Annotated in this window: 14 protein-coding genes; 12 read left to right on the top strand and 2 right to left on the bottom strand. The window is 66.3% G+C overall.

All coding sequences use genetic code 11. The features are described 5' to 3' along the window. The first annotated feature begins 7 nt into the window (after nucleotides 1–7). The 8 genes from AZ34_RS10060 to AZ34_RS10095 all read left to right on the top strand — a co-directional run bounded on the left by AZ34_RS10060 (nucleotide 8) and on the right by AZ34_RS10095 (nucleotide 9,536). Nucleotides 8–1,078, top strand: a complete 1,071-nt coding sequence (locus AZ34_RS10060) for a sugar phosphate isomerase/epimerase family protein (protein ID WP_035607677.1) — start codon at nucleotides 8–10, stop codon at nucleotides 1,076–1,078. Next, entirely contained in the window at nucleotides 1,075–2,250 is a 1,176-nt protein-coding gene (locus AZ34_RS10065) for a Gfo/Idh/MocA family protein (protein ID WP_035607680.1), read from the top strand. Before AZ34_RS10060 ends, AZ34_RS10065 begins: the two co-directional genes overlap by 4 nt. Continuing rightward, the gene (locus AZ34_RS10070; RefSeq protein WP_035607683.1) at nucleotides 2,247–3,731 is read left to right on the top strand and encodes a sugar ABC transporter ATP-binding protein; all 1,485 of its coding nucleotides are present in this window, start codon (nucleotides 2,247–2,249) and stop codon (nucleotides 3,729–3,731) included. The genes AZ34_RS10065 and AZ34_RS10070 overlap by 4 nt, the downstream gene beginning before the upstream one ends. A 61-nt stretch (nucleotides 3,732–3,792) precedes the next feature. Further along, nucleotides 3,793–4,758, top strand: a complete 966-nt coding sequence (locus AZ34_RS10075) for an ABC transporter permease (protein ID WP_051510130.1) — start codon at nucleotides 3,793–3,795, stop codon at nucleotides 4,756–4,758. A gap of 71 nt (nucleotides 4,759–4,829) precedes the next feature. Continuing rightward, on the top strand, nucleotides 4,830–5,783 hold the full coding sequence (locus AZ34_RS10080; protein WP_035607686.1) for an ABC transporter substrate-binding protein: 954 nt from the start codon (nucleotides 4,830–4,832) through the stop codon (nucleotides 5,781–5,783). A 105-nt stretch (nucleotides 5,784–5,888) separates the two neighbouring features. Further along, on the top strand, nucleotides 5,889–6,698 hold the full coding sequence (locus AZ34_RS10085; protein WP_035607689.1) for a hypothetical protein: 810 nt from the start codon (nucleotides 5,889–5,891) through the stop codon (nucleotides 6,696–6,698). Nucleotides 6,699–7,480: 782 nt separating this feature from the next. After that, nucleotides 7,481–8,953, top strand: a complete 1,473-nt coding sequence (locus tag AZ34_RS10090; RefSeq protein WP_051509669.1) for an aldehyde dehydrogenase family protein — start codon at nucleotides 7,481–7,483, stop codon at nucleotides 8,951–8,953. Beyond that, nucleotides 8,940–9,536 carry a sterol desaturase family protein gene (locus AZ34_RS10095; protein ID WP_197026526.1) on the top strand — a complete coding sequence of 199 codons (597 nt, stop codon included), beginning with the start codon at nucleotides 8,940–8,942 and terminating at the stop codon, nucleotides 9,534–9,536. The genes AZ34_RS10090 and AZ34_RS10095 overlap by 14 nt, the downstream gene beginning before the upstream one ends. A gap of 56 nt (nucleotides 9,537–9,592) precedes the next feature. Here AZ34_RS10095 and AZ34_RS10100 read toward each other — a convergent pair whose 3' ends face one another. Together AZ34_RS10100 and AZ34_RS10105 are read right to left on the bottom strand one after the other, a co-directional pair. After that, nucleotides 9,593–10,795 carry a flagellar hook-length control protein FliK gene (locus AZ34_RS10100; protein WP_035607696.1) on the bottom strand — a complete coding sequence of 401 codons (1,203 nt, stop codon included), beginning with the start codon at nucleotides 10,793–10,795 and terminating at the stop codon, nucleotides 9,593–9,595. 57 nt (nucleotides 10,796–10,852) lie between these two features. Then, nucleotides 10,853–12,805 (bottom strand): PcfJ domain-containing protein, encoded by a 1,953-nt coding sequence (locus tag AZ34_RS10105; RefSeq protein ID WP_081767166.1) that lies wholly within the window; start codon nucleotides 12,803–12,805, stop codon nucleotides 10,853–10,855. Nucleotides 12,806–12,823: 18 nt separating this feature from the next. On the opposite strand from AZ34_RS10105, the gene AZ34_RS10110 reads away from it, so the two are divergent. The 4 genes from AZ34_RS10110 to AZ34_RS10125 all read left to right on the top strand — a co-directional run bounded on the left by AZ34_RS10110 (nucleotide 12,824) and on the right by AZ34_RS10125 (nucleotide 17,990). Beyond that, the gene (locus AZ34_RS10110; protein WP_035607702.1) at nucleotides 12,824–13,465 is read left to right on the top strand and encodes an FMN-binding negative transcriptional regulator; all 642 of its coding nucleotides are present in this window, start codon (nucleotides 12,824–12,826) and stop codon (nucleotides 13,463–13,465) included. Next, entirely contained in the window at nucleotides 13,462–14,616 is a 1,155-nt protein-coding gene (tadA, locus tag AZ34_RS10115; protein WP_035607705.1) for a tRNA adenosine(34) deaminase TadA, read from the top strand. Before AZ34_RS10110 ends, tadA begins: the two co-directional genes overlap by 4 nt. A gap of 80 nt (nucleotides 14,617–14,696) precedes the next feature. Beyond that, nucleotides 14,697–15,719 carry an LD-carboxypeptidase gene (locus AZ34_RS10120; RefSeq protein ID WP_035607708.1) on the top strand — a complete coding sequence of 341 codons (1,023 nt, stop codon included), beginning with the start codon at nucleotides 14,697–14,699 and terminating at the stop codon, nucleotides 15,717–15,719. 666 nt (nucleotides 15,720–16,385) lie between these two features. After that, nucleotides 16,386–17,990, top strand: coding sequence for a methyl-accepting chemotaxis protein (locus AZ34_RS10125; RefSeq protein ID WP_269320442.1), 1,605 nt, complete (start codon nucleotides 16,386–16,388; stop codon nucleotides 17,988–17,990). The last annotated feature ends 140 nt before the right edge of the window (nucleotides 17,991–18,130 follow it).

Genomic DNA, 18,130 nt, shown 5'->3' on the forward strand with positions numbered 1-18,130 from the left:
GCGAGACATGGCGAGCAACATCAAGGGTCCGGGTATCTATCTGGCGCAGTTCGCAAGCGACACCGCGCCCTTCGACTCCTGGGCGTCGATCACGAAATGGGCCGGCAACCTGGGCTTCAAGGGTGTGCAGATCCCGTCCTGGGACAAGCGCATCTTCGACCTCGACAAGGCCGCCGCGTCGCAGACCTATTGCGACGAGGTGGCGGGCGTGGCGCGCGAGCACGGCGTGGCCATCACCGAGCTGGGCACCCACCTGCAAGGCCAGCTGGTGGCCGTGCACCCGGCCTACGACGAAGCCTTTGACGGTTTCGCGCCCGAGGCCGTGCGCAAGAACCCCAAGGCCCGCCAGGCCTGGGCGGTGGAGCAGATGAAGCTCTCCGCCAAGGCCTCGCAGCGCCTGGGTCTCAAGAGCAATGTGAGTTTCCCCGGCGCCCTGGCCTGGCCTTTTCTCTACCCCTGGCCGCAGCGCCCAGCCGGCCTGATCGAGGCGGCTTTTGATGAACTGGCCAAGCGCTGGCTGCCGATCTTCGATGCCTTCGAGGACGCCGATTGCCATGTCTGCTTCGAGCTGCACCCGGGCGAAGACCTGTTCGATGGCGTGACCTTCGAGATGTTCCTGGAACGTGTGAGAAACCATCCGCGCTGCTGCATCAATTACGACCCCTCGCACTTCCTGCTGCAGCAGTTGGACTACCTGGAGTTCATCGACATCTACCACGAGCGCATCAAGGCGCTGCACATCAAGGACGCCGAGTTCCGCCCAACGGGGCGGCAGGGTGTGTACTCCGGCTACCAGCCCTGGGTGCAGCGCGCGGGGCGCTTCCGCTCGCTGGGCGACGGGCAGGTGGATTTCGGTGCCATCTTCTCCAAGATGGCCCAGTACAACTACGACAGCTGGGCCGTGCTGGAATGGGAATGCTGCCTCAAGCACCCAGAGGCCGGCGCGGCGGAGGGGGCGGTTTTCATCCGCGACCACATCATCCGCGTGACCGAGAAGGCCTTCGACGACTTTGCCGGGGGCCAGACCGATCCCGCGCAGCTGCGCCGCATGCTGGGCCTGGCCAAGGAGGGCGCATGAGCATCGAAGCCGGCAAGGCCGAAGGCAAGGCAGGCGGACGCATCCGCCTGGGCATGGTGGGCGGAGGCGAGGGCGCCTTCATCGGCGCGGTGCACCGCATCGCGGCCCGCATCGACGACCACTATGAGCTGGTGGCGGGGGCGCTCTCATCCACGCCCGAGAAGTCGCTGCGCTCGGCCGCGGCGCTGGGTCTGGCGCGCGCCTACGCGGACTACCGCACCATGGCGCGCGAGGAGGCGGCCCGGCCGGACGGCATTGAGGCCGTGGCCATCGTCACGCCCAATGACCAGCATGCGCCGGCCGCCCAGGCCTTCCTCGAAGCCGGCATCCATGTGATCTGCGACAAGCCGGTCACAACCACGCTGGCCGACGCCCAGCGCCTGAAGGCGCTGGCGCAGTCGCGCGGCCGCCTGTTCGCCGTCACCTACAACTACTCGGGTTACCCCATGGTGCGCCACGCGCGGCGCATGGTGCGCGAGGGCGCGCTCGGCAACATCCGGTTGGTGCAGGTGGAGTACGTGCAGGACTGGCTGACCGAGTCGCTCGAATCCACGGGGCAGAAGCAGGCCGCCTGGCGCACCGATCCGAAGCGCTCCGGCGCGGGCGGCTGCGTCGGCGACATCGGCACCCACGCTTACCAACTCGCAGGTTTCGTGACGGGACTGCAGCCCACGCAGTTGTGCGCCGAGCTCAGCACCTTCGTGCCCGGCCGTGCGCTGGACGACAACGTGCAAGTCATGCTGCGCTACGCCAACGGCGCGCGCGGCCTGCTGTGGGCCAGCCAGGTGGCGCCCGGCAACGAGAACGGGCTGCGCCTGCGCCTGTATGGCGACAAGGGCGGGCTGGAGTGGCGGCAGGAACATCCGAACCAGTTGCACTGGTCTCCATTCGGCCAGCCGACCCAGACCATCGCGCGCGGCACCGGCGCAGCCAACGGCGACGCGGCGCGTGTCACGCGCCTGCCGTCCGGCCACCCCGAAGGCTATCTGGAGGGATTCGCCACCATCTACAGCGAGATCGCGCAGGCCCTGCACGCCGCGCGCGAGGGCCAGGCCCCGCCCGCGGACGTGGTGTTCCCCACCATCGCCGACGGCGTGCACGGCATGGCCTTCATCGAAGCGGCGGTGCACTCGGCCGCCGAGGGCGCGCGCTGGGTGGAGGTGCCGGCGTGAGCCTGCATGTGCGCTTTCACGAGGTCGTCAAGGACTACGGCCCGGTCCGGGTGCTGCACGGCGTGAGCTTTGAATTGGCGGCGGGTCGCCTGGTCGGACTGCTGGGTGAGAACGGCGCGGGCAAGTCCACGCTGATGAAGATTCTTTGCGGTTACGAGACGCTCAGTGCCGGCGGCTTCGAAGTCGATGGCGCTGCGCGGCATTTCAAAAGCTCGCGCGACGCCGAGGACGCCGGCATCGTGCTGATCCACCAGGAGTTCAACCTGGCCGATGACCTGACGGTGTCGCAGAACATCTTCCTGGGCCGAGAACCGAGACGCGGACTGCTGCTGGACGAGGCGCACATGCGCGGCGTCACGCGCGAAGTCCTGCAACAGGTGGGCCTGGAGGTGGACCCCGAAACGCGCGTACGTGATCTCATGGTGGCCGAGAAGCAATTGGTCGAAATCGCCAAGGCGCTGGCGCGTCAGGCGCGCCTGCTGGTGATGGACGAGCCCACGGCCACGCTCACGCCCACCGAGGCGCAGCGCCTGTTCGAGGTGATCGCGCGGCTGCGTGGCCAGGGCGTGACCATCGTCTACATCTCGCACAAGCTGGACGAGGTGGAACGCGTGAGCGACGAGATCGTGGTGATGCGCGATGGCCGCTTCGTCGCTCACGGCCCCACCGCCGAGCACAGCCGGCAGCAGATGGCCAACCTGATGGTCGGTCGTGAGCTCTCCGACATGTTCCCGCCCCGCAAGCCACCGCCGCCGGCCGAACCGCTGCTGTCGGCGCGGCATTTGAGTGTGCCCGGCTGGGCCCGGGACGTGAGCTTTGATGTGCGTCCGGGTGAGATCCTCGGCTTCGCCGGCTTGGTCGGGGCAGGGCGCACCGAACTGTTCGAGGCCCTGCTGGGCTTGCGCCCCGTTAGCGCGGGCGAGGTGCGACTGGGCGGTCAGGTGGTGCGCTTTCGCAACCCGCGCGAGGCGGCGCGCGCCGGCATGACCTACCTGAGCGAGGACCGCAAGGGCCGGGGGCTGCACACCCGCATGTCGCTGCAGGAGAACCTGACGCTCATGGACTTGGACCGCCACGCGCGGCCCTGGCTCGATCCGCAGTCGGAACGCCGGGCACTGGCGCAAGCCGTGACCGATTTCGGCATCCGCGCACGGACGCTGGACGCCGCCGCGGGGTCCCTGTCCGGCGGCAACCAGCAGAAGCTGGCCATGGCCAAGGTTCTGCAGCCTGACCCGCGCGTGGTGGTGCTGGACGAACCCACGCGCGGCGTGGACGTGGGGGCCAAGCGCGACATCTACTTCCTGGTCCAGCGGCTCGCGGCCGAAGGCCGCGCGGTGGTCGTGATCTCCTCCGAACTGATGGAGCTGATCGGCCTGTGCCACCGCGTGGTGGTGATGCGGGCTGGCGCCGTGCAGGCCACCCTGGACTCTGACCATCTGACCGAAGAGGAGCTCATCGCCCATGCCACCGGCACGCACTGATACCATGACCATGCAGCAACCCGACACCACAACCAGCGCGCAAGAGCCGGTCGGCGCTTTGATGGGCCGCCACTTGCGCCGTCACCTGCGCGAAGCGGGCCCCTTCATCGGCCTGCTGCTGCTGTGCGTCGTCGGCACCTTGCTCAACAGCGACTTCGCCACCTGGGACAACGCGATGAACGTGCTGACCCGCACGGCCTTCATCGGCATCATCGCCGTGGGCATGTGCTTCGTCATCATCTCGGGCGGGATCGACCTCTCGGTGGGCTCGATGGCGGCGCTGATCGCGGGCTGCATGATCATGGTCATGAACTGGGTGGCTCCCCTGGTCGGCAGCCCGCTCGCCGCCGTACTGGTGGGCATGGCACTGGCGCTGGCGCTGGGCGCGGCCTTCGGCCTGGCGCATGGCCTGCTCATCACCAAGGGGCGGATCGAACCCTTCATCGTCACGCTGGGCACCCTGGGCATCTTCCGCGCCTACCTGACCTACTTCTCCAACGGCGGCGCGCTCACGCTGGACAACACCCTGGGTGATGTCTACGGCCCGGTCTATTACGGGGCCTGGCTGGGCATTCCGATCCCGATCTGGGTCTTTCTTGCGGTGGCCCTGGTGGGCGCGCTGCTGCTCAACCGCACGCGCTACGGGCGTTACGTGCAGGCCATCGGCTCCAACGAGCAGGTGGCGCGCTATGCCGCCGTGGCGGTGGACCGGGTCAAGATCCTGACCTACATGCTGCTGGGCATTTGCGTGGGCATCGCCACCGTGCTCTACGTGCCGCGACTGGGTTCAGCCTCGCCCACCACGGGCCTGCTCTGGGAACTCGAGGCCATCGCCGCCGTCATCGTGGGCGGGACCGCCCTCAAGGGCGGCCAGGGCCGCGTCGCGGGCACCGTGGTCGGCGCTGTGCTGCTCTCGGTCATCGGCAACATCCTCAACCTCACCAGCATCATCAGCGTCTACCTGAACGCGGCGGTGCAGGGTTTCGTGATCATCGTCGTGGCCTTCCTACAACGTGGGCGACGATGAACCTGCGGCCACGCCAGCCCCTGAGGGCGGTAGGCCATCTTTGCCTTCAAAAACTTACGCTAGGAGACAACATGAATCGACGTCTATTCTCGGCCATGTCATTGGCCGTCTGCGCTCTGATGAGCGCGCCTGCATTTGCCCAGAACAAGATGGTGATGGGTGTCTCCGTCCCGGCGGCGACCCACGGCTGGACGGGCGGGGTGGTGTACTGGGCCAACCGCACCAAGACCGAGCTTGAGAAGCAATACCCCGGCACCACGGTCATCGTGCGGACCGCGGGCTCCGCCGCCGAGCAGGCCAACCAGGTCCAGGACCTGCAGACGGTCAACAAGATCGATACCCTGGTCATCCTGCCCTTTGAGTCCGCCCCCCTGACGCGGCCCGTGGCGCAGGTCAAGGGCAAGGGGGTCTTCGTGACGGTGGTGGACCGTGGCCTGACCGACCCCAAGGCGCAGGACGCCTATGTCGCCGGCGACAACCCCGGCTTCGGCAAGGTGGCTGGCGAATACATGGCCAAGGAGATGGGCGGCAAGGGCAACGTCGTCATCCTGCGCGGCATTCCCACCGTCATCGACAACGAGCGCGTGGACGCCTTCAACGCCGTCATGAAGAAGCACCCCGGCATCAAGGTGCTCGACGCCAAGCACGGCAACTGGAACCGCGATGACGCCTTCAAGGTCATGCAGGACTTCCTCACGCGCTTCAAGCAGATCGACGCCGTCTGGGCCTCGGACGATGACATGGCCGTGGGCGTGCAACGCGCCATCGAACAGGCCAAGCGCACGGATGTGAAGCTCGTCGTCGGTGGTGCCGGTGCCAAGGATTACATCAAGAAAGTCATGGACGGCGACAAGCTGGTCCGCGCCAACGTGACCTACTCGCCCAGCATGATCGCCGACGCGATGAAGCTCACGGCCGAGGCCCGCGTGTCCGGCAAGTCCATGCCAGCGCGCACCATCATCCCCTCGGTGCTGGTGACCAAGGACAACGCCGCGAAGTACTACTTCCCCGATTCGCCGCACTGAACGCGGACATCCGGTGCGCCGGCTGGTCCGGCGCACCGTCTGCCCTCGAACCCACCGTCCAAGCCATCTGTCTAGAATGCGCGCATCAAGACGAAGGATTCCGTGATGGCCTTGCGTGACTATCTGGGCGAGCAGATTCTGGGGGTGTTGGCCTCCTACCAGGCTTCGGGCATCGTGCACCACATCTGCGTGGTGTACCCCCGCCGTGACAACCAGCTGCAGCTGTTCATTCCCAAGGGCCACGCCCTGGCCCAGGGCTCCCTGGTCACGCTGCACCTGGACAACCGGACCGGGGTGGACGAACTGGACGCCGAGCTGCGCGTCTACCGGACCTCCTACAAGGGCAGGGTACTGGCGGTGGACGAGAACTGGGCCACGGTGGCGCCGGTCGAATTCAGCCTGATCCACGGCGTCAAGGTGGTCGAGTCGCAACGCGAACCCGGTTACGAGTTCCCGGCCGATCCGCGCCCCTCGCGCGCGCTGGCGGCCTCTCCGCTGAGCCGCATTCCAGCGCCCGAGGAAAAGGACCACCCCAACAAGATCGGCGTGCTGACCACGCTGACACCCGCGCAGCCGCACACCACCGTGATGGCCTTTCTCTCCTCGGAGGACGACGATGTCTTCATCATCACGCGGCCCGGCACCTTCAAGTCGCAAGTCCTGAAACGGGAACCGCGCTGCTTCTTCACCATCGACGAACGCGCCAAGTTCACCTTCGACCAGTCCATCCACTGGAACTACACCATCCTGGAAATGCAGGCTTACCTCGTGCCGCGCACGGCGGCCGAGTACGAACCGCTGCGTGCCCAGTTCATCCTGAAGAATCCCTGGGAAGCGGCCTTCTTCCTGGAAACCGACATCGAGATGTTCCACTTGCGGCACCAAGCCGTGGTCTGCGTGGGCGAGGCGCGCTGAGCGCGCCTCGCCCTTGTCTTGCGCATCAGCACGGCCAGCTGGCCTGCATGCATGAGCAAGGCATCGCCGATTGGCAGGTCGGCTGACCGGCCCTTCATTGCCGTGAAAACAACATCGGCTCGGAAAAGCGGGGCTGATGTGCGCCAGCGCACAGAAGGCAGGTGCTGTTGCTGCCCACACTGAGGCATGCCTTCCTCAAGCCCACCCATGCCCCCCGTCCGATCGGCCCCGGCAGCACCCCATGGGGATGCCCGCAAGGGATCGATGCTCACCTTGCTCGCGAAAACCGCGAATCGGGCACTGCCCTGGCGCAGCCCTCCGCGTTATGAGGAGACAAGCAAGATGAGCACGGCGTCCGACACCGAAACCATGATGGATGCGCCGTGCCTGTGAGTCGGCGAGGTCGGACCTGATCGCCGCGCCGCGATGGTAAGCGTGTCGATGCCGGGAAACACCATGCCTTTCGTCAACCCGCGGCGATGAAACGGTCGGCCCTCGCGGCTCGGAGCACATGATCCAGGTCCATGCCCATCAGCGCAGACATGGGGGCCATGCCGGGCAAGACCCGGTTTTCAGAACCAGGGTTCGATGTGATTCGGTCAAGCCAGGAGACATGGTGTTTCCTCGTGCAATCAAGGTTGGGGTAAGGGCTGCGGCATGTTTGTGGCAAGCGCGGCCTGGTCCCTAGCGACTGTGGGCGAGGCCTCGCGCCGCGGTCGGTGCGCCGGCATACGCAGTCCGTGCACCCATGCCATGCGCCGCGATGCGCATGGCATGAGATCTTGTCGACGCTCGCGCAGTGGGTACTCCAACGCACAGACCACGGTGAGGGCGATGCCGCACTGTGCATCTGCATGAAGCATGGGCCGCCTGCATCCCTGGATGATCCGCACGGCCCAGGCCATTTCCCCTTGAAGGACGACTTCACCGTGACCCGCCTGAGCATCGACCCGAGCACCACCGAACTGCCAAAACCTCCCGGCCAGATCAACGCCACTCAGACCGAGGCGGTACTGGCCAAGGCGCATGCGAGCTTGCAGCAATGGAAAAAAACCTCCGCCGCGCAACGGGCCGAGATCGTCCACAAGGCGGCGGCCCTGATGCTGGCGCACGCCGATGACTACGCCCGCCTCGTCACGCGGGAGATGCGGCGGCACATCGGCGAGGCCCGTGGCGAGGTGCGCTTGAGCGCGGACATTTTGGCCTACCATGCGCGACAGGCCGAGGCATTTCCTGATCCCGCCAATCTCTATCCGCGGTATGGCGCGGCCTTCCTGCAGGGGAGTCCCCTGGGGGTGCTGTTCTGCGGCGAGCCTTGGCACTTTCCGTTCTACCAACTGGCCCGCATCGCTGGTCCGCAGTTGATGGCGGGCCACACGGTCATCGTCAAACACGCCGGATATGTGCCCGCCTGCGCGATCGCATTCGAGAAACTCTGGGCCGAGGCCGGCGCACCGGCAGGGGTCTACACCAACCTGGTCGTCTCGCACGAGCGGTCCGACCAGGCCATCAACGGTTCGCACCTCCAGGGACTGGGCTCGGATGGCCGCCCGACCGCGATGGCCGGCACCGCTGCATGCCAGGGCGGTGGCCTGAAGAAAGGCGCGCTGGAACTCGGCGGCAGCGATGCCTTCATCGTGCTGGACGACGCCGATCTGGCCCAGGCCATGCCCTGGGCCGTCCACGGGCGCATGTACCCTCCGGGCCAGAGTGGGGCTGCCGCCCGGCGCTTCATCGTGGTCGAATCGGTCGCCGACGCGTTCCTGGAGGGCTTCAAGGCCGAGCTCAAGGGCATGACGATCGGCGGCCGCACGGATGCAAGGAGCACCCGCGGACCGCTGTCCGCCGAGGCTGTGCTGGTCCGGCTGCTGGCGCAGGTGGATGCCGCGCTGCAAGCCGGGGCAGGGCGAGCCCTGGACGGCTGGCGCATTGCCGGTCCTGGGCCCTTCATGCTGACCACGATACTGACCGATATCCAGCCGGGTGAGCCCGCTTTCCGTGACGATCTTTTCGGCCCCATGCTGTCCTTCCATCGTGTCAAGAACGACGCGGCCGCGACCGCGCTGGCCCTGTGCGCCGATTCCAGCCTGGGTGGCTCGGTCTGGACCGAGGACGAAGCGCGCGGCCAGAGAGTCGCCCGTGCGGTGGAAGCCGCGATGGTGTTTGCCGAACCCATCACCTCGCGATGCGGGTCCTTGCCCGACGCGACGACCCGCGACGCAGCCACGCCACGCATGCCCCATGTCCGGATCTGAGCGCTCGTTGCCGCGCCGGATGGCGTTGCTGTTCACGCTGAAGCAAGGAAAGACGGCTTACCTGGTGGATTTTGTGCTCTACACCTGCGCCACGGCGGTCCTGATGCTTCTGCTGCTGTTCGTCAGCCCGCGTGACCAGTGGCTGCAGAGCTGCGCGCTCGTCGCGGTCGGTCTCGTGGCCTGGACAGCCATTGAGTACCTGCTGCACCGCTTCATTCTGCATGGCGTGGAGCCATTTCGCAGTTGGCACGCGGCGCACCACCGCAGACCCCAGGCGCTGATCTTCACCCCCACGATACTGAGCGCGAGCCTCTTCGTCGCGCTGGTGTTTCTGCCAGCACTGCTCTGGGGCAGTGTCTGGCAGGCCTGCGCGCTGACGCTGGGGGTGCTGGCGGGCTACCTGGGTTACGCGGTAACGCACCATGCCACACACCACTGGCGTGCCCGCAATGCCTGGTTGCGTGAGCGCAAACGCTGGCATGCCCGGCACCACCACGAGGCGGCGTCGGCCTGTTATGGCGTGACCAGCGGCTTCTGGGACCATGTGTTCGCCAGTGCGGCGCCCGCGCGACCACCGCCATGAATGCGGCATGACCATCCACGCACTCTCCATGGACCCTAGGTGCCGCCGTTGCGGACTCAAGTCTGGCGCAACGCTTCCATCAAGCCCACCGCCGCGAGAAACAGCTCGGGTGCGAGCGCCGATTCGGCAAAGTTCAGCGGAGCAGGCAAGGTATCCATGCCGCCCCGAAGGGCCGCCGTGCCCGCTTGGTCAGGATCGTGCGCGGGACGAGGGGGCGGCTCTGCCCGGACCTGAAACCGCAGCAGACGCAGTCCGGCCTGCGCCATGGCGGCGCTGACGGCTGGACGCAGCTGCAGCAAGGCGTCGACGGCGGCGGCCTGTTCCGCGTGGACATCGAGCGTGACGTGCAGCTCGTCCACGCGCACGTCCACCCAGAGCAGTCCGTGCACAGGGTGCTTGAAGCACAAGCGCAGCATGCGCGCGCGGGTGGGCTGACGGGTGGCTTGCCCACCCTCCTTTTTTTCTTCCTCGCGCGGCAGCACCCAGAAGGTCAGGGGCAGGGTATTGTTCCAGACATAGGTATGGAACATCCAGAGCTGCGGCAGCAGCAGCGGGGGAGTGGGCGCCTGGGCCGTGGCGCCGAAGAAGGAGGGATGTGGTCCATTGTCCTGCAGTCCTTCATCCGGCGTCATGGCCTGCAGCAGGGCCATCGAGGCGGCCGTGGCAGCGGCGTCCACGGTGGTGTTGCCGGGGCGTGCGGCAGCCGTGGGCGTCGCTGCAAAGGTCGGCCCTTGCACTTGGCGCATGCGCGCGAGCACCAGATGACGCCAGCCCTGCGCCAGTACCCAGATGTCGCCCACGCTCCCCTGGCCCTGGAAGAAACGTTGCAGCAGCAATTGCTCCAGGTCCGGCGCGCGGGAGGAGGCCTCACCGTCCGCGTCCGTCATCTGGGCTTGGACTTGCGTCGCCGCGAGGCTGAGGGTGGTGCTGGTGGGCGCGCCGGGCTGGGTCGGCGAGGGCACAAGCAGGGCGCCGCCCTGCATCGCCAACTGAAACTGCGACTGCCTCCCTGGCACCTGGACTTGCAGCAACTGTCCGATCTGCAAGTTGATGCCAGTCGCCAGGCCCGCGCTCAGTTGGAAGAGCCGCCCGTCCGCGCTGCGGCCGTTGAACACCTGGTTCGCGCCGGCGCCGCTGCGGCTCTCGATGCGCAGCGTCAGCATTTCGCCATCGCCGCCACCGGCCTTACTCCCGGTCGTGCTGGCGACGCGCGGCAAGGGCAGCAACGCGCTGCCGGTGGAGATGCGGTCGGTGGCCATGGGGATCCGGACGTGCGAAGGTGGATGCGAAGGGGCGATGGAAAATGGACGCGGAATTCAGCCGGTCCAGTGTTCCTGGCGGTGGATGACATAAGGCGGTGCAGCATAGTCCCCCACCGCTGAGGAGCCCAGGCCACTCACGCCGGCCCGCATGGCCCGGGTCCGCACCGCCGCGCCATAGGCCGCCACGACCTGATCGGCCGCCTGCAGCAGCTGCGGGTCATGCACCGGCGTGTTGGCCTTGCCCCGGATCTGCACCATGCGCCAGACCCCATCGTGGCCGCGCTGAACTTCCAGTGTGGCCACGCGCCGGCCCTGCGCGGTCCCATGGCGCAGCGAGAACACCCGCGTGCCTCCGCTGGCGCATGCATTGGCGTAGCTACCGATGCAATGGCGCTGTTCCAGCCCTTCCTCGGCCAGCAGGTAGCCGCTGTCCAGCTCGACCGCGACGTAAGCGCCGCTCTGATGCAGGGGCAGCAGGGCATGCCAGCGCAGGTCCTTGGCCGGATCCACTTCGATCAGCAAGGCGCGGTGCCAGGCATCCGAGCGGCGGCACAAGGACGCCCAGGTCGCGCCCTTGAGCACGGCGGTGTGTGCGTAGACGAAGTCCGACACGTCCTGCGCCTCGTGGGCGAGGTTGGCTTCCTGCTCGACCGAGAGGCGCGCGCGCATCAGGGCACGCAGGAAGATGCGCGCGTTTTCCTCGCGCATCGCTTCGGGACGTCCACGCGTGCGGTCCAGGATGCGCTCCACCCCGCGCAGGGCCGGCTGACAGCGGTTCAAGGTCAGCGGTTCGCGCTGCAGGCTGCTGGCCAGCAGGTTGATGAAGTGCGTGAAGCCGCGCAGGATGCGGGCCGAAGGCGGAAAAAACTGCAAGATGGCGCGCAGCACCGCGTTGTCCTGCTTGATCAGGAAACGCCAGCCTTGCACGCTCATGCCTCCATCAAGGAAGCAGGTGCGCAATGCGTCGAAGTAGGCGGGACCGTCGCGCGGACTCAGGGCCAGGTTGAGCCCTGTATGCGGGTTCAGGCCCAGAGCCAGCAGCGGCAGGCCGCCACTGACCACCTCTGCCCCGGCTTCGGTTCGGAGCTCAACCGCGAAAGGCAGGCTGGGCAGATGCGCCGCAACGCGGGCCATCTGGCCCAGGCTCGCGCCGGGGCCGTGGATCGCCAGGGTCAGGGCCAGAACCTCTGGTGCCAGTGCCTCGCGCAGCCAGGCCCCGCAATGGGGATCGTCCAGCCGTAATTCGCTCACCTGGCGCACCGTGGCACGCAGACCCGCGCGTTCCAACAGGAGGCGCGCGTGACCGGCCGAGAGATGCAGGCGAGCCAGCCAAGCCTCCTCACCCGCGACAGAGGTGGTGGAGCCCAGGGCCGGGAAGGGAGGCGACAGATGGTTGCGCGCGGGTTCGCGCAAGGGCAGCAGCGGGTCGATGCCGTCGGAATAGAAATTCTGATGCAGCAGGCCCTGCAGGGCGGCCACATCGGCGGCCGTGAGCTTGCGGGCGTGGGCCAGGGGCACGGTGCAGCAGGGGGCTGCCGGGCCGACACCCATGTCGCGCCAGGCGAAACGGGCGTGACGGTTGATGTAGATCTGCAGTTCGCCAGCGCCCCGGTCCGCGTCGAGGTCGAGCAGGAAACCCCAAGGCACGTCGGCGCAAGCGTCGATGTTGGCGGCCGGCATGTAGGGAAAACCGGCATGCCAGCCTTCCAGCTCGGGAAAGGCCGCGAAAGCCTCGGCCCAGGTCGGTGGCTGGCAGCTTTCGCCCAGGTGGTCTTCGAAGAAGGCCAGCAAGATGGCGCGCTCCTTCTCTCGCAGCTCGGCGGTGTAGTGCCCTTGCGCCATGTCCACCGCGTGGAGTACGCCGGCGTATGCGTGCAGGCGCGCGTCACTGACGCCGCGCAACCAGGCCAGCAGGCCGGTCAGCACGCTTTCACAACCGCGCTCGCCATGCAGGCGCAGCAGCTTTTTCTCGCCGCCGATACGGAAGCCCACCAATGCGCCACTCATGCGCTACATTCTGCCCGCATGTACCTGCCGCCGCAATTCACATCCGAGGACCGCTCGCTCGCCCTGGCCTTGATGCGCGAGCACCCCTTCGCCAGCCTGATCGGCAATGACGACGAGGGCCTGCCTTACGTGACTCATCTGCCTCTGCATGTGCAGTTGCATACCCTGGCACAGGGCGCGCAAGAGGAACTGCATTTGCTGGGCCATGTGGCCAAACCCAATCCGCACTGGCGCTACCTGCAGGCCCGCCCCCGGGCGCTCGTCACCTTTTTGGGGCCGCATGCCTACATGTCGCCCCAGGTCTATCCGGACGAACAACGGGTGCCTACCTGGAACTACCTGGCCGTGCATTGCGCGGTGGAGGCCACGCTGATCGAGGACGCCGAGGCCAAGGACGCCTTGCTCAAGCAGTTGATCGGCGACCATGAACCGGCTTACGCGGCCCGGTGGCGTAGCCTGGACCCGGAATTTCAGCGCAAGATGCTCAACGGCATCGTCGCCTTTGAACTGCGCGTGACCGCGCTGCAGTGCAAGCTCAAGCTCAACCAGCACCGGCCCGAGGCACATGCTGCCATGCGCGCGGGCTACGCGGCGGGCAGCGCGGACGAACAGGGCCTGGCGGCCTGGATGGACCGGCTGGGCCTGCGCGGGCAAGCATGAGTTTGGACCTCGATTTCATGCGGCAGGCCCTGGACCAGGCGCGCCAGGCCGCTCAGATGGGTGAGGTTCCGGTCGGCGCGGTGCTGGTCCACCAGGACCCGCGCACGGGCGCGCATCGTGTGCTTGCCACCGGACGCAACACCCCCATCGCCGACCATGACCCGACCGCCCATGCCGAGATGAAGGCCTTGCGCGCCGCCGGTTTGGCCCTGGGCAATTACCGGCTCGAGGACTGCACGCTGTACGTGACGCTGGAACCTTGTCCCATGTGCGCCGGCGCCATGCTGCACGCGCGCCTCAAGCGCTTGGTCTATGGCGCGGCCGACCCCAAGACCGGCGCTGCCGGTTCGGTGCTGAACCTGTTTGATTACCGCCAACTCAACCACCAGACCAAGGTGCAGGGTGGCCTGCTGGCCGAGGACTGCGGCGCGCTGCTGCAGGACTTCTTTCTGCAGCGTCGTCGACAGGCGCGGGAAGCCACCTTGCAGGATCCGGCCCGTTTTCCGCTGCGCGAGGATGCGCTGCGCACACCTGAACACCGTTTCGCCAATCTGCCCGATTTCCCCTGGACGCCACGTTACCTGAACGACCTGCCATCCCTGGCCGGGCTGCGCCTGCATTACCTGGACGAAGGTGGCGGCGACACGACACATCAGGGAGACGGGCCGGCCGATGCATCCGACGACCATAGAGTCACCTGGCTCTGCCTACACGGGCAAGGCGACTGGAGCTACCGCTACCGTGCGCTGATTCCTCAACTGCTGGCCCGGGGTGACCGCGTGGTCGCGCCGGACCTGATCGGCTTCGGCCGCAGCGACAAGCCCAAGAAGGAGGGCGCCCACCGCCTGGAATGGCACCTGCAGGTACTGCGGGAATTTGTCGAACGGCTGGACCTGCGGCGCGTGGCGCTGCTGCTGCCAGGCGAGGCGGGTGACCCGATCGCTGAACTGGGCCGACGCTGGGCCAGGGCCGAATCGGGACGGCAAGTGCAAGCGCACGATGCAGCAGCACCCAGGGCCAAGCCGGATGAGTTGGACGAGTCGTACACCCAGGAAGCACGCCGCGCCTGGGACGCGCCGTTTCCCGATGCCGGGCATCGCGCCGCGCAACGCGCTTTCGCGGCCTTTGCCACCATCAGCGCACCGGACTGAGCTGGGGCACCCACCCCGATGGGCTGGAAACCGCTCCTTGGGTCGGGACGACACAGATCGCCACCGATAATGGCTGCGGTATGAGCAAACACATCTACATCTACTCCCCCTCCGGCGCGGTGCGCGACAAGGCTGCCTTCAAGCGCGGCATCCAACGACTGAAAGCATTGGGCCCCGCTCTCGGCATAGACCTCGAGGTGGAAGTCGACGAGACCGCCCTGGCCAGCCAGCAGCGCTTCGCGGGCGACGACGCGACTCGGCTGGCCGCCATCCGCCGCGCGGCGGCCAGCGGCGCGGACGTGGCGCTGATCACGCGTGGGGGTTATGGCCTCACGCGCATCCTGCCGGACCTGCCCATGAAGCAGATCCACAAAGCGATCGAACGCGGCACCGCCTTCGTCGGACTGAGCGACTTCACCGCCTTCCAACTCGCCGTGCTGGCCCACGCGAGCGGGCAAGAGGTCGGCATCACCTGGGCAGGCCCCGCCTTGCTCGAAGCCTTTGGTGGAGCAGGGGATCCAGACGAAATCACTCAGGCCTGCTTCGAGGACCTGTTGCTGGGGCAGGGTGAAGGCACGGGCTGGCGGCTGCCCAAGACCAGCGAGGCGAACAAGGCGGCGGCGGGTGCCTGGCAGGCACGCCGACTGGGTGACACGGCTCGCATCAAGGTGGAGCACGCACCGCTGTGGGGCGGCAACCTCGCTGTGCTGGTGTCCTTGCTGGGTACCCCGTACTTCCCGTCTCCGATGAAGACCGAGGGGGGATTGCTGTTCCTGGAAGACGTGGGCGAACACCCTTACCGCATCGAACGCATGCTGACCCAGCTGCTGCACGCGGGCGTGCTGGGCCGGCAGCAGGCCATCCTGCTCGGCCACTTCACTGACTACAAGCTGACACCGCACGACAAGGGATACACGCTGCAAAGCGTGGTCAACTGGTTGCGCAGCCAGCTCAAGGTACCGGTGCTGACGGGCCTGCCCTTCGGCCATGTGCCTACCAAGGTGCTGCTGCCGGTTGGCGCCTGCTGCGATCTGCTGGTGGAAGGCCGTGACGCACTGCTGGTCTGGGGCCACGCCCATGGCCACGCTGATCACGCACACTGATTGGCAGCCCGGTCACAGGCGTGCAAACCATTCAAGGTCGCCGGCCTTCCACGCGCGATTGAGTTCGGTGTCGTAGCCGGCCACGCAGTCACCTTGATCACATCGGTGAATTCAACCCACTGAATTTGCTGCGTGCCACGCACACGTGGGCGCGCATATAGCAGGCCTTCCTGCTGGCGCCCATGACCAGTCGATACAGCCAGCCACTCGTCGCTGCACAGGCGCCGTATTTGCTCGCCTCACATCTTCCGAGGTGAATTCGATCGTGAGCGCATGAGTCAGCACCAACGACTTGCATGACCCATTCGTCGCGGAGGTCATCGCGCTGACACGAGAAGCAGATGAAATCTCTTCCGTCTTCCACGCGTCCACATCCGGCCCCTGTCAACGACACCTCTGCACGAACGATTAGCAGACTGTTGCAATTCTCTCGCCTCCGCTTCGCGGGCTGGGCATGAATCTTGTAGCGCTGTTTCAGGGCACAACGATGGAATGCATCCATGCACAAAAAGACCACTTGCACGCATGGGCACACAAGCAGGTACGTGGCACATCGGCCCATGAGCGTGAACAGCATCGTCGTATCCGAGTGAGCGGCAGCTGTTCATGACGGCGCGGGAGGCAACCTACTAGAACAGGAAATGAAGAACAATGAAATTGAATGGCTTGAAAATTGGAACCCGCTTGGCGCTGGCGTTTGCCCTGGTGATTGCCTTGTTGCTCGCCAGTCTGATCGCGGGCTTGTCGGTGCTGAGTCGCGTGGACCGAACCATGGATCAGTTGGTGGACGACCGATACGCGCAAATCGCGCTCAGCAACTCGATCAAGGGCGTGGGTGACAAGGGCGCAATCATCATCGGGCGCATCTTGCTGGCGACCTCGCCTGAGCAAACCAAGAAGTACATGGACGACTACGCGGCATTGCGCACCATCAACACCGAAAACTTCGCCAAATTCGAGAAACTCCTGCATACCGATGAAAGCAAGGCAATCTTTGCCGAGCAATCAGAGGCCCGCAAGGCCTATGGGGCTGCGGTGCGCAATTTGTTCGATCTGATGGCTGCTGGCAAGCGGGAGGAAGCCATGGCCGTGTATCACGGCGACATGGCCACTCTGCAACCGCGCTACTACGCCCTGATCGACAAGATGGTGGTCTACCAGGAAAAGGGCATGATTGCCGACGTGGCTCAGGCCAAGCGGGCGTCCGATGGCGCACGCGTCGGCATGCTGGCTTTCTCGGTGGTCGCGGTGTTGCTGGGGATCGTGACGGCGGTCCTCATCACGCGCTCGATCATCCGACCGATTGATCGGGCCATCTCGATGGCGGAGTCCGTGGCGCAGGGCAACCTCACTTACAAGATCTCGGATGAGAGCCGAGACGAAGTAGGGCGCCTGATGGGGGCACTCAAGCACATGGTGGACAACCTGCACCGCATCGTGTTGGAGGTGCGCACCGGGGCGGACAACATCGTGAGCGCCTCGCACCAGGTGGCGCAGGGCAATCTGGAGCTTTCTTCCCGCACCGAGCAGCAGGCCAGTGCGCTGGAAGAGACCGCGGCCGCGATGGAGCAGCTGACATCGTCCGTGAAACTCAGCGCCGACAACGCCAATCAGGCCAATTCCCTGGCTTCGCAGGCCTCGTCCGTGGCCGTGCAAGGTGGCGACGTCGTGGGGCAGGTCGTGACCACGATGAGCTCGATCGCTGATTCTTCCAAGCGCATCGTCGAGATCATCAGCGTGATCGACGGCATCGCCTTCCAGACCAACATCCTGGCCCTGAACGCGGCGGTCGAAGCGGCCCGCGCGGGCGAGCATGGCCGTGGCTTCGCGGTGGTGGCGGCCGAGGTGCGCAGTCTGGCGCAGCGCAGCGCGGTGGCTGCCAAGGAGATCAAGTCCTTGATCGACAACTCGGTGCAGCAGGTCGACCGAGGCAGCCAGATGGTGGAGCAGGCCGGCGCGACGATGAAGCAGGTCGTGGCCAGCATCAAGCAGGTCAGCACCATCGTGGCCGAGATCAGTGCCTCCAGTCGCGAGCAGAGCCAAGGCATCGAGCAACTGAATGAAGCCATCGTGCAAATGGATGACTCGACGCAGAAAAACGCGGCCATGGTGGAGCAAAGCACGGCCTCGGCGCATTCGATGCAGGACCAAGCCAAGCAGCTCAACGAGGTCGTGCGGGCCTTCGTGCTGAAAGACAAGTCCGAACCCAAGCGGCAACTGCTCGCTGCGGCGCAGCCGCAACTCTTTTTAGCCGGAGACAACGGCCGGTAGACAGACCGGCATGACTCCCGTTCCGAGCCCCGTGCCAGGGGCGCGGTTCGGGTCCGTGCCATCCATGGCATGCGGCGCCCCAGAACGCGCCCCCATGGCGAACCCCAGGCAACGCAGCGGCGGTGCGGGTTCGGTGCCAT

It is taken from the genome of Hylemonella gracilis str. Niagara R (assembly GCF_000600295.1).
Classification (GTDB): Bacteria; Pseudomonadota; Gammaproteobacteria; order Burkholderiales; family Burkholderiaceae_C; genus Hylemonella; species Hylemonella gracilis_A.

Bases quoted from the DNA above. Each gene is read 5' to 3' on its own strand.
- AZ34_RS10075 (WP_051510130.1), top strand. From the start codon at position 3,793: ATGGGCCGCCACTTGCGCCGTCACCTGCGCGAAGCGGGCCCCTTCATC.
- tadA (WP_035607705.1), top strand. From the start codon at position 13,462: ATGAGTTTGGACCTCGATTTCATGCGGCAGGCCCTGGACCAGGCGCGC.
- AZ34_RS10065 (WP_035607680.1), top strand. From the start codon at position 1,075: ATGAGCATCGAAGCCGGCAAGGCCGAAGGCAAGGCAGGCGGACGCATC.
- AZ34_RS10080 (WP_035607686.1), top strand. From the start codon at position 4,830: ATGAATCGACGTCTATTCTCGGCCATGTCATTGGCCGTCTGCGCTCTG.
- AZ34_RS10110 (WP_035607702.1), top strand. From the start codon at position 12,824: ATGTACCTGCCGCCGCAATTCACATCCGAGGACCGCTCGCTCGCCCTG.
- AZ34_RS10120 (WP_035607708.1), top strand. From the start codon at position 14,697: ATGAGCAAACACATCTACATCTACTCCCCCTCCGGCGCGGTGCGCGAC.
- AZ34_RS10105 (WP_081767166.1), bottom strand. From the start codon at position 12,805: ATGAGTGGCGCATTGGTGGGCTTCCGTATCGGCGGCGAGAAAAAGCTG.
- AZ34_RS10085 (WP_035607689.1), top strand. From the start codon at position 5,889: ATGGCCTTGCGTGACTATCTGGGCGAGCAGATTCTGGGGGTGTTGGCC.
- AZ34_RS10100 (WP_035607696.1), bottom strand. From the start codon at position 10,795: ATGGCCACCGACCGCATCTCCACCGGCAGCGCGTTGCTGCCCTTGCCG.
- AZ34_RS10095 (WP_197026526.1), top strand. From the start codon at position 8,940: ATGTCCGGATCTGAGCGCTCGTTGCCGCGCCGGATGGCGTTGCTGTTC.
- AZ34_RS10060 (WP_035607677.1), top strand. From the start codon at position 8: ATGGCGAGCAACATCAAGGGTCCGGGTATCTATCTGGCGCAGTTCGCA.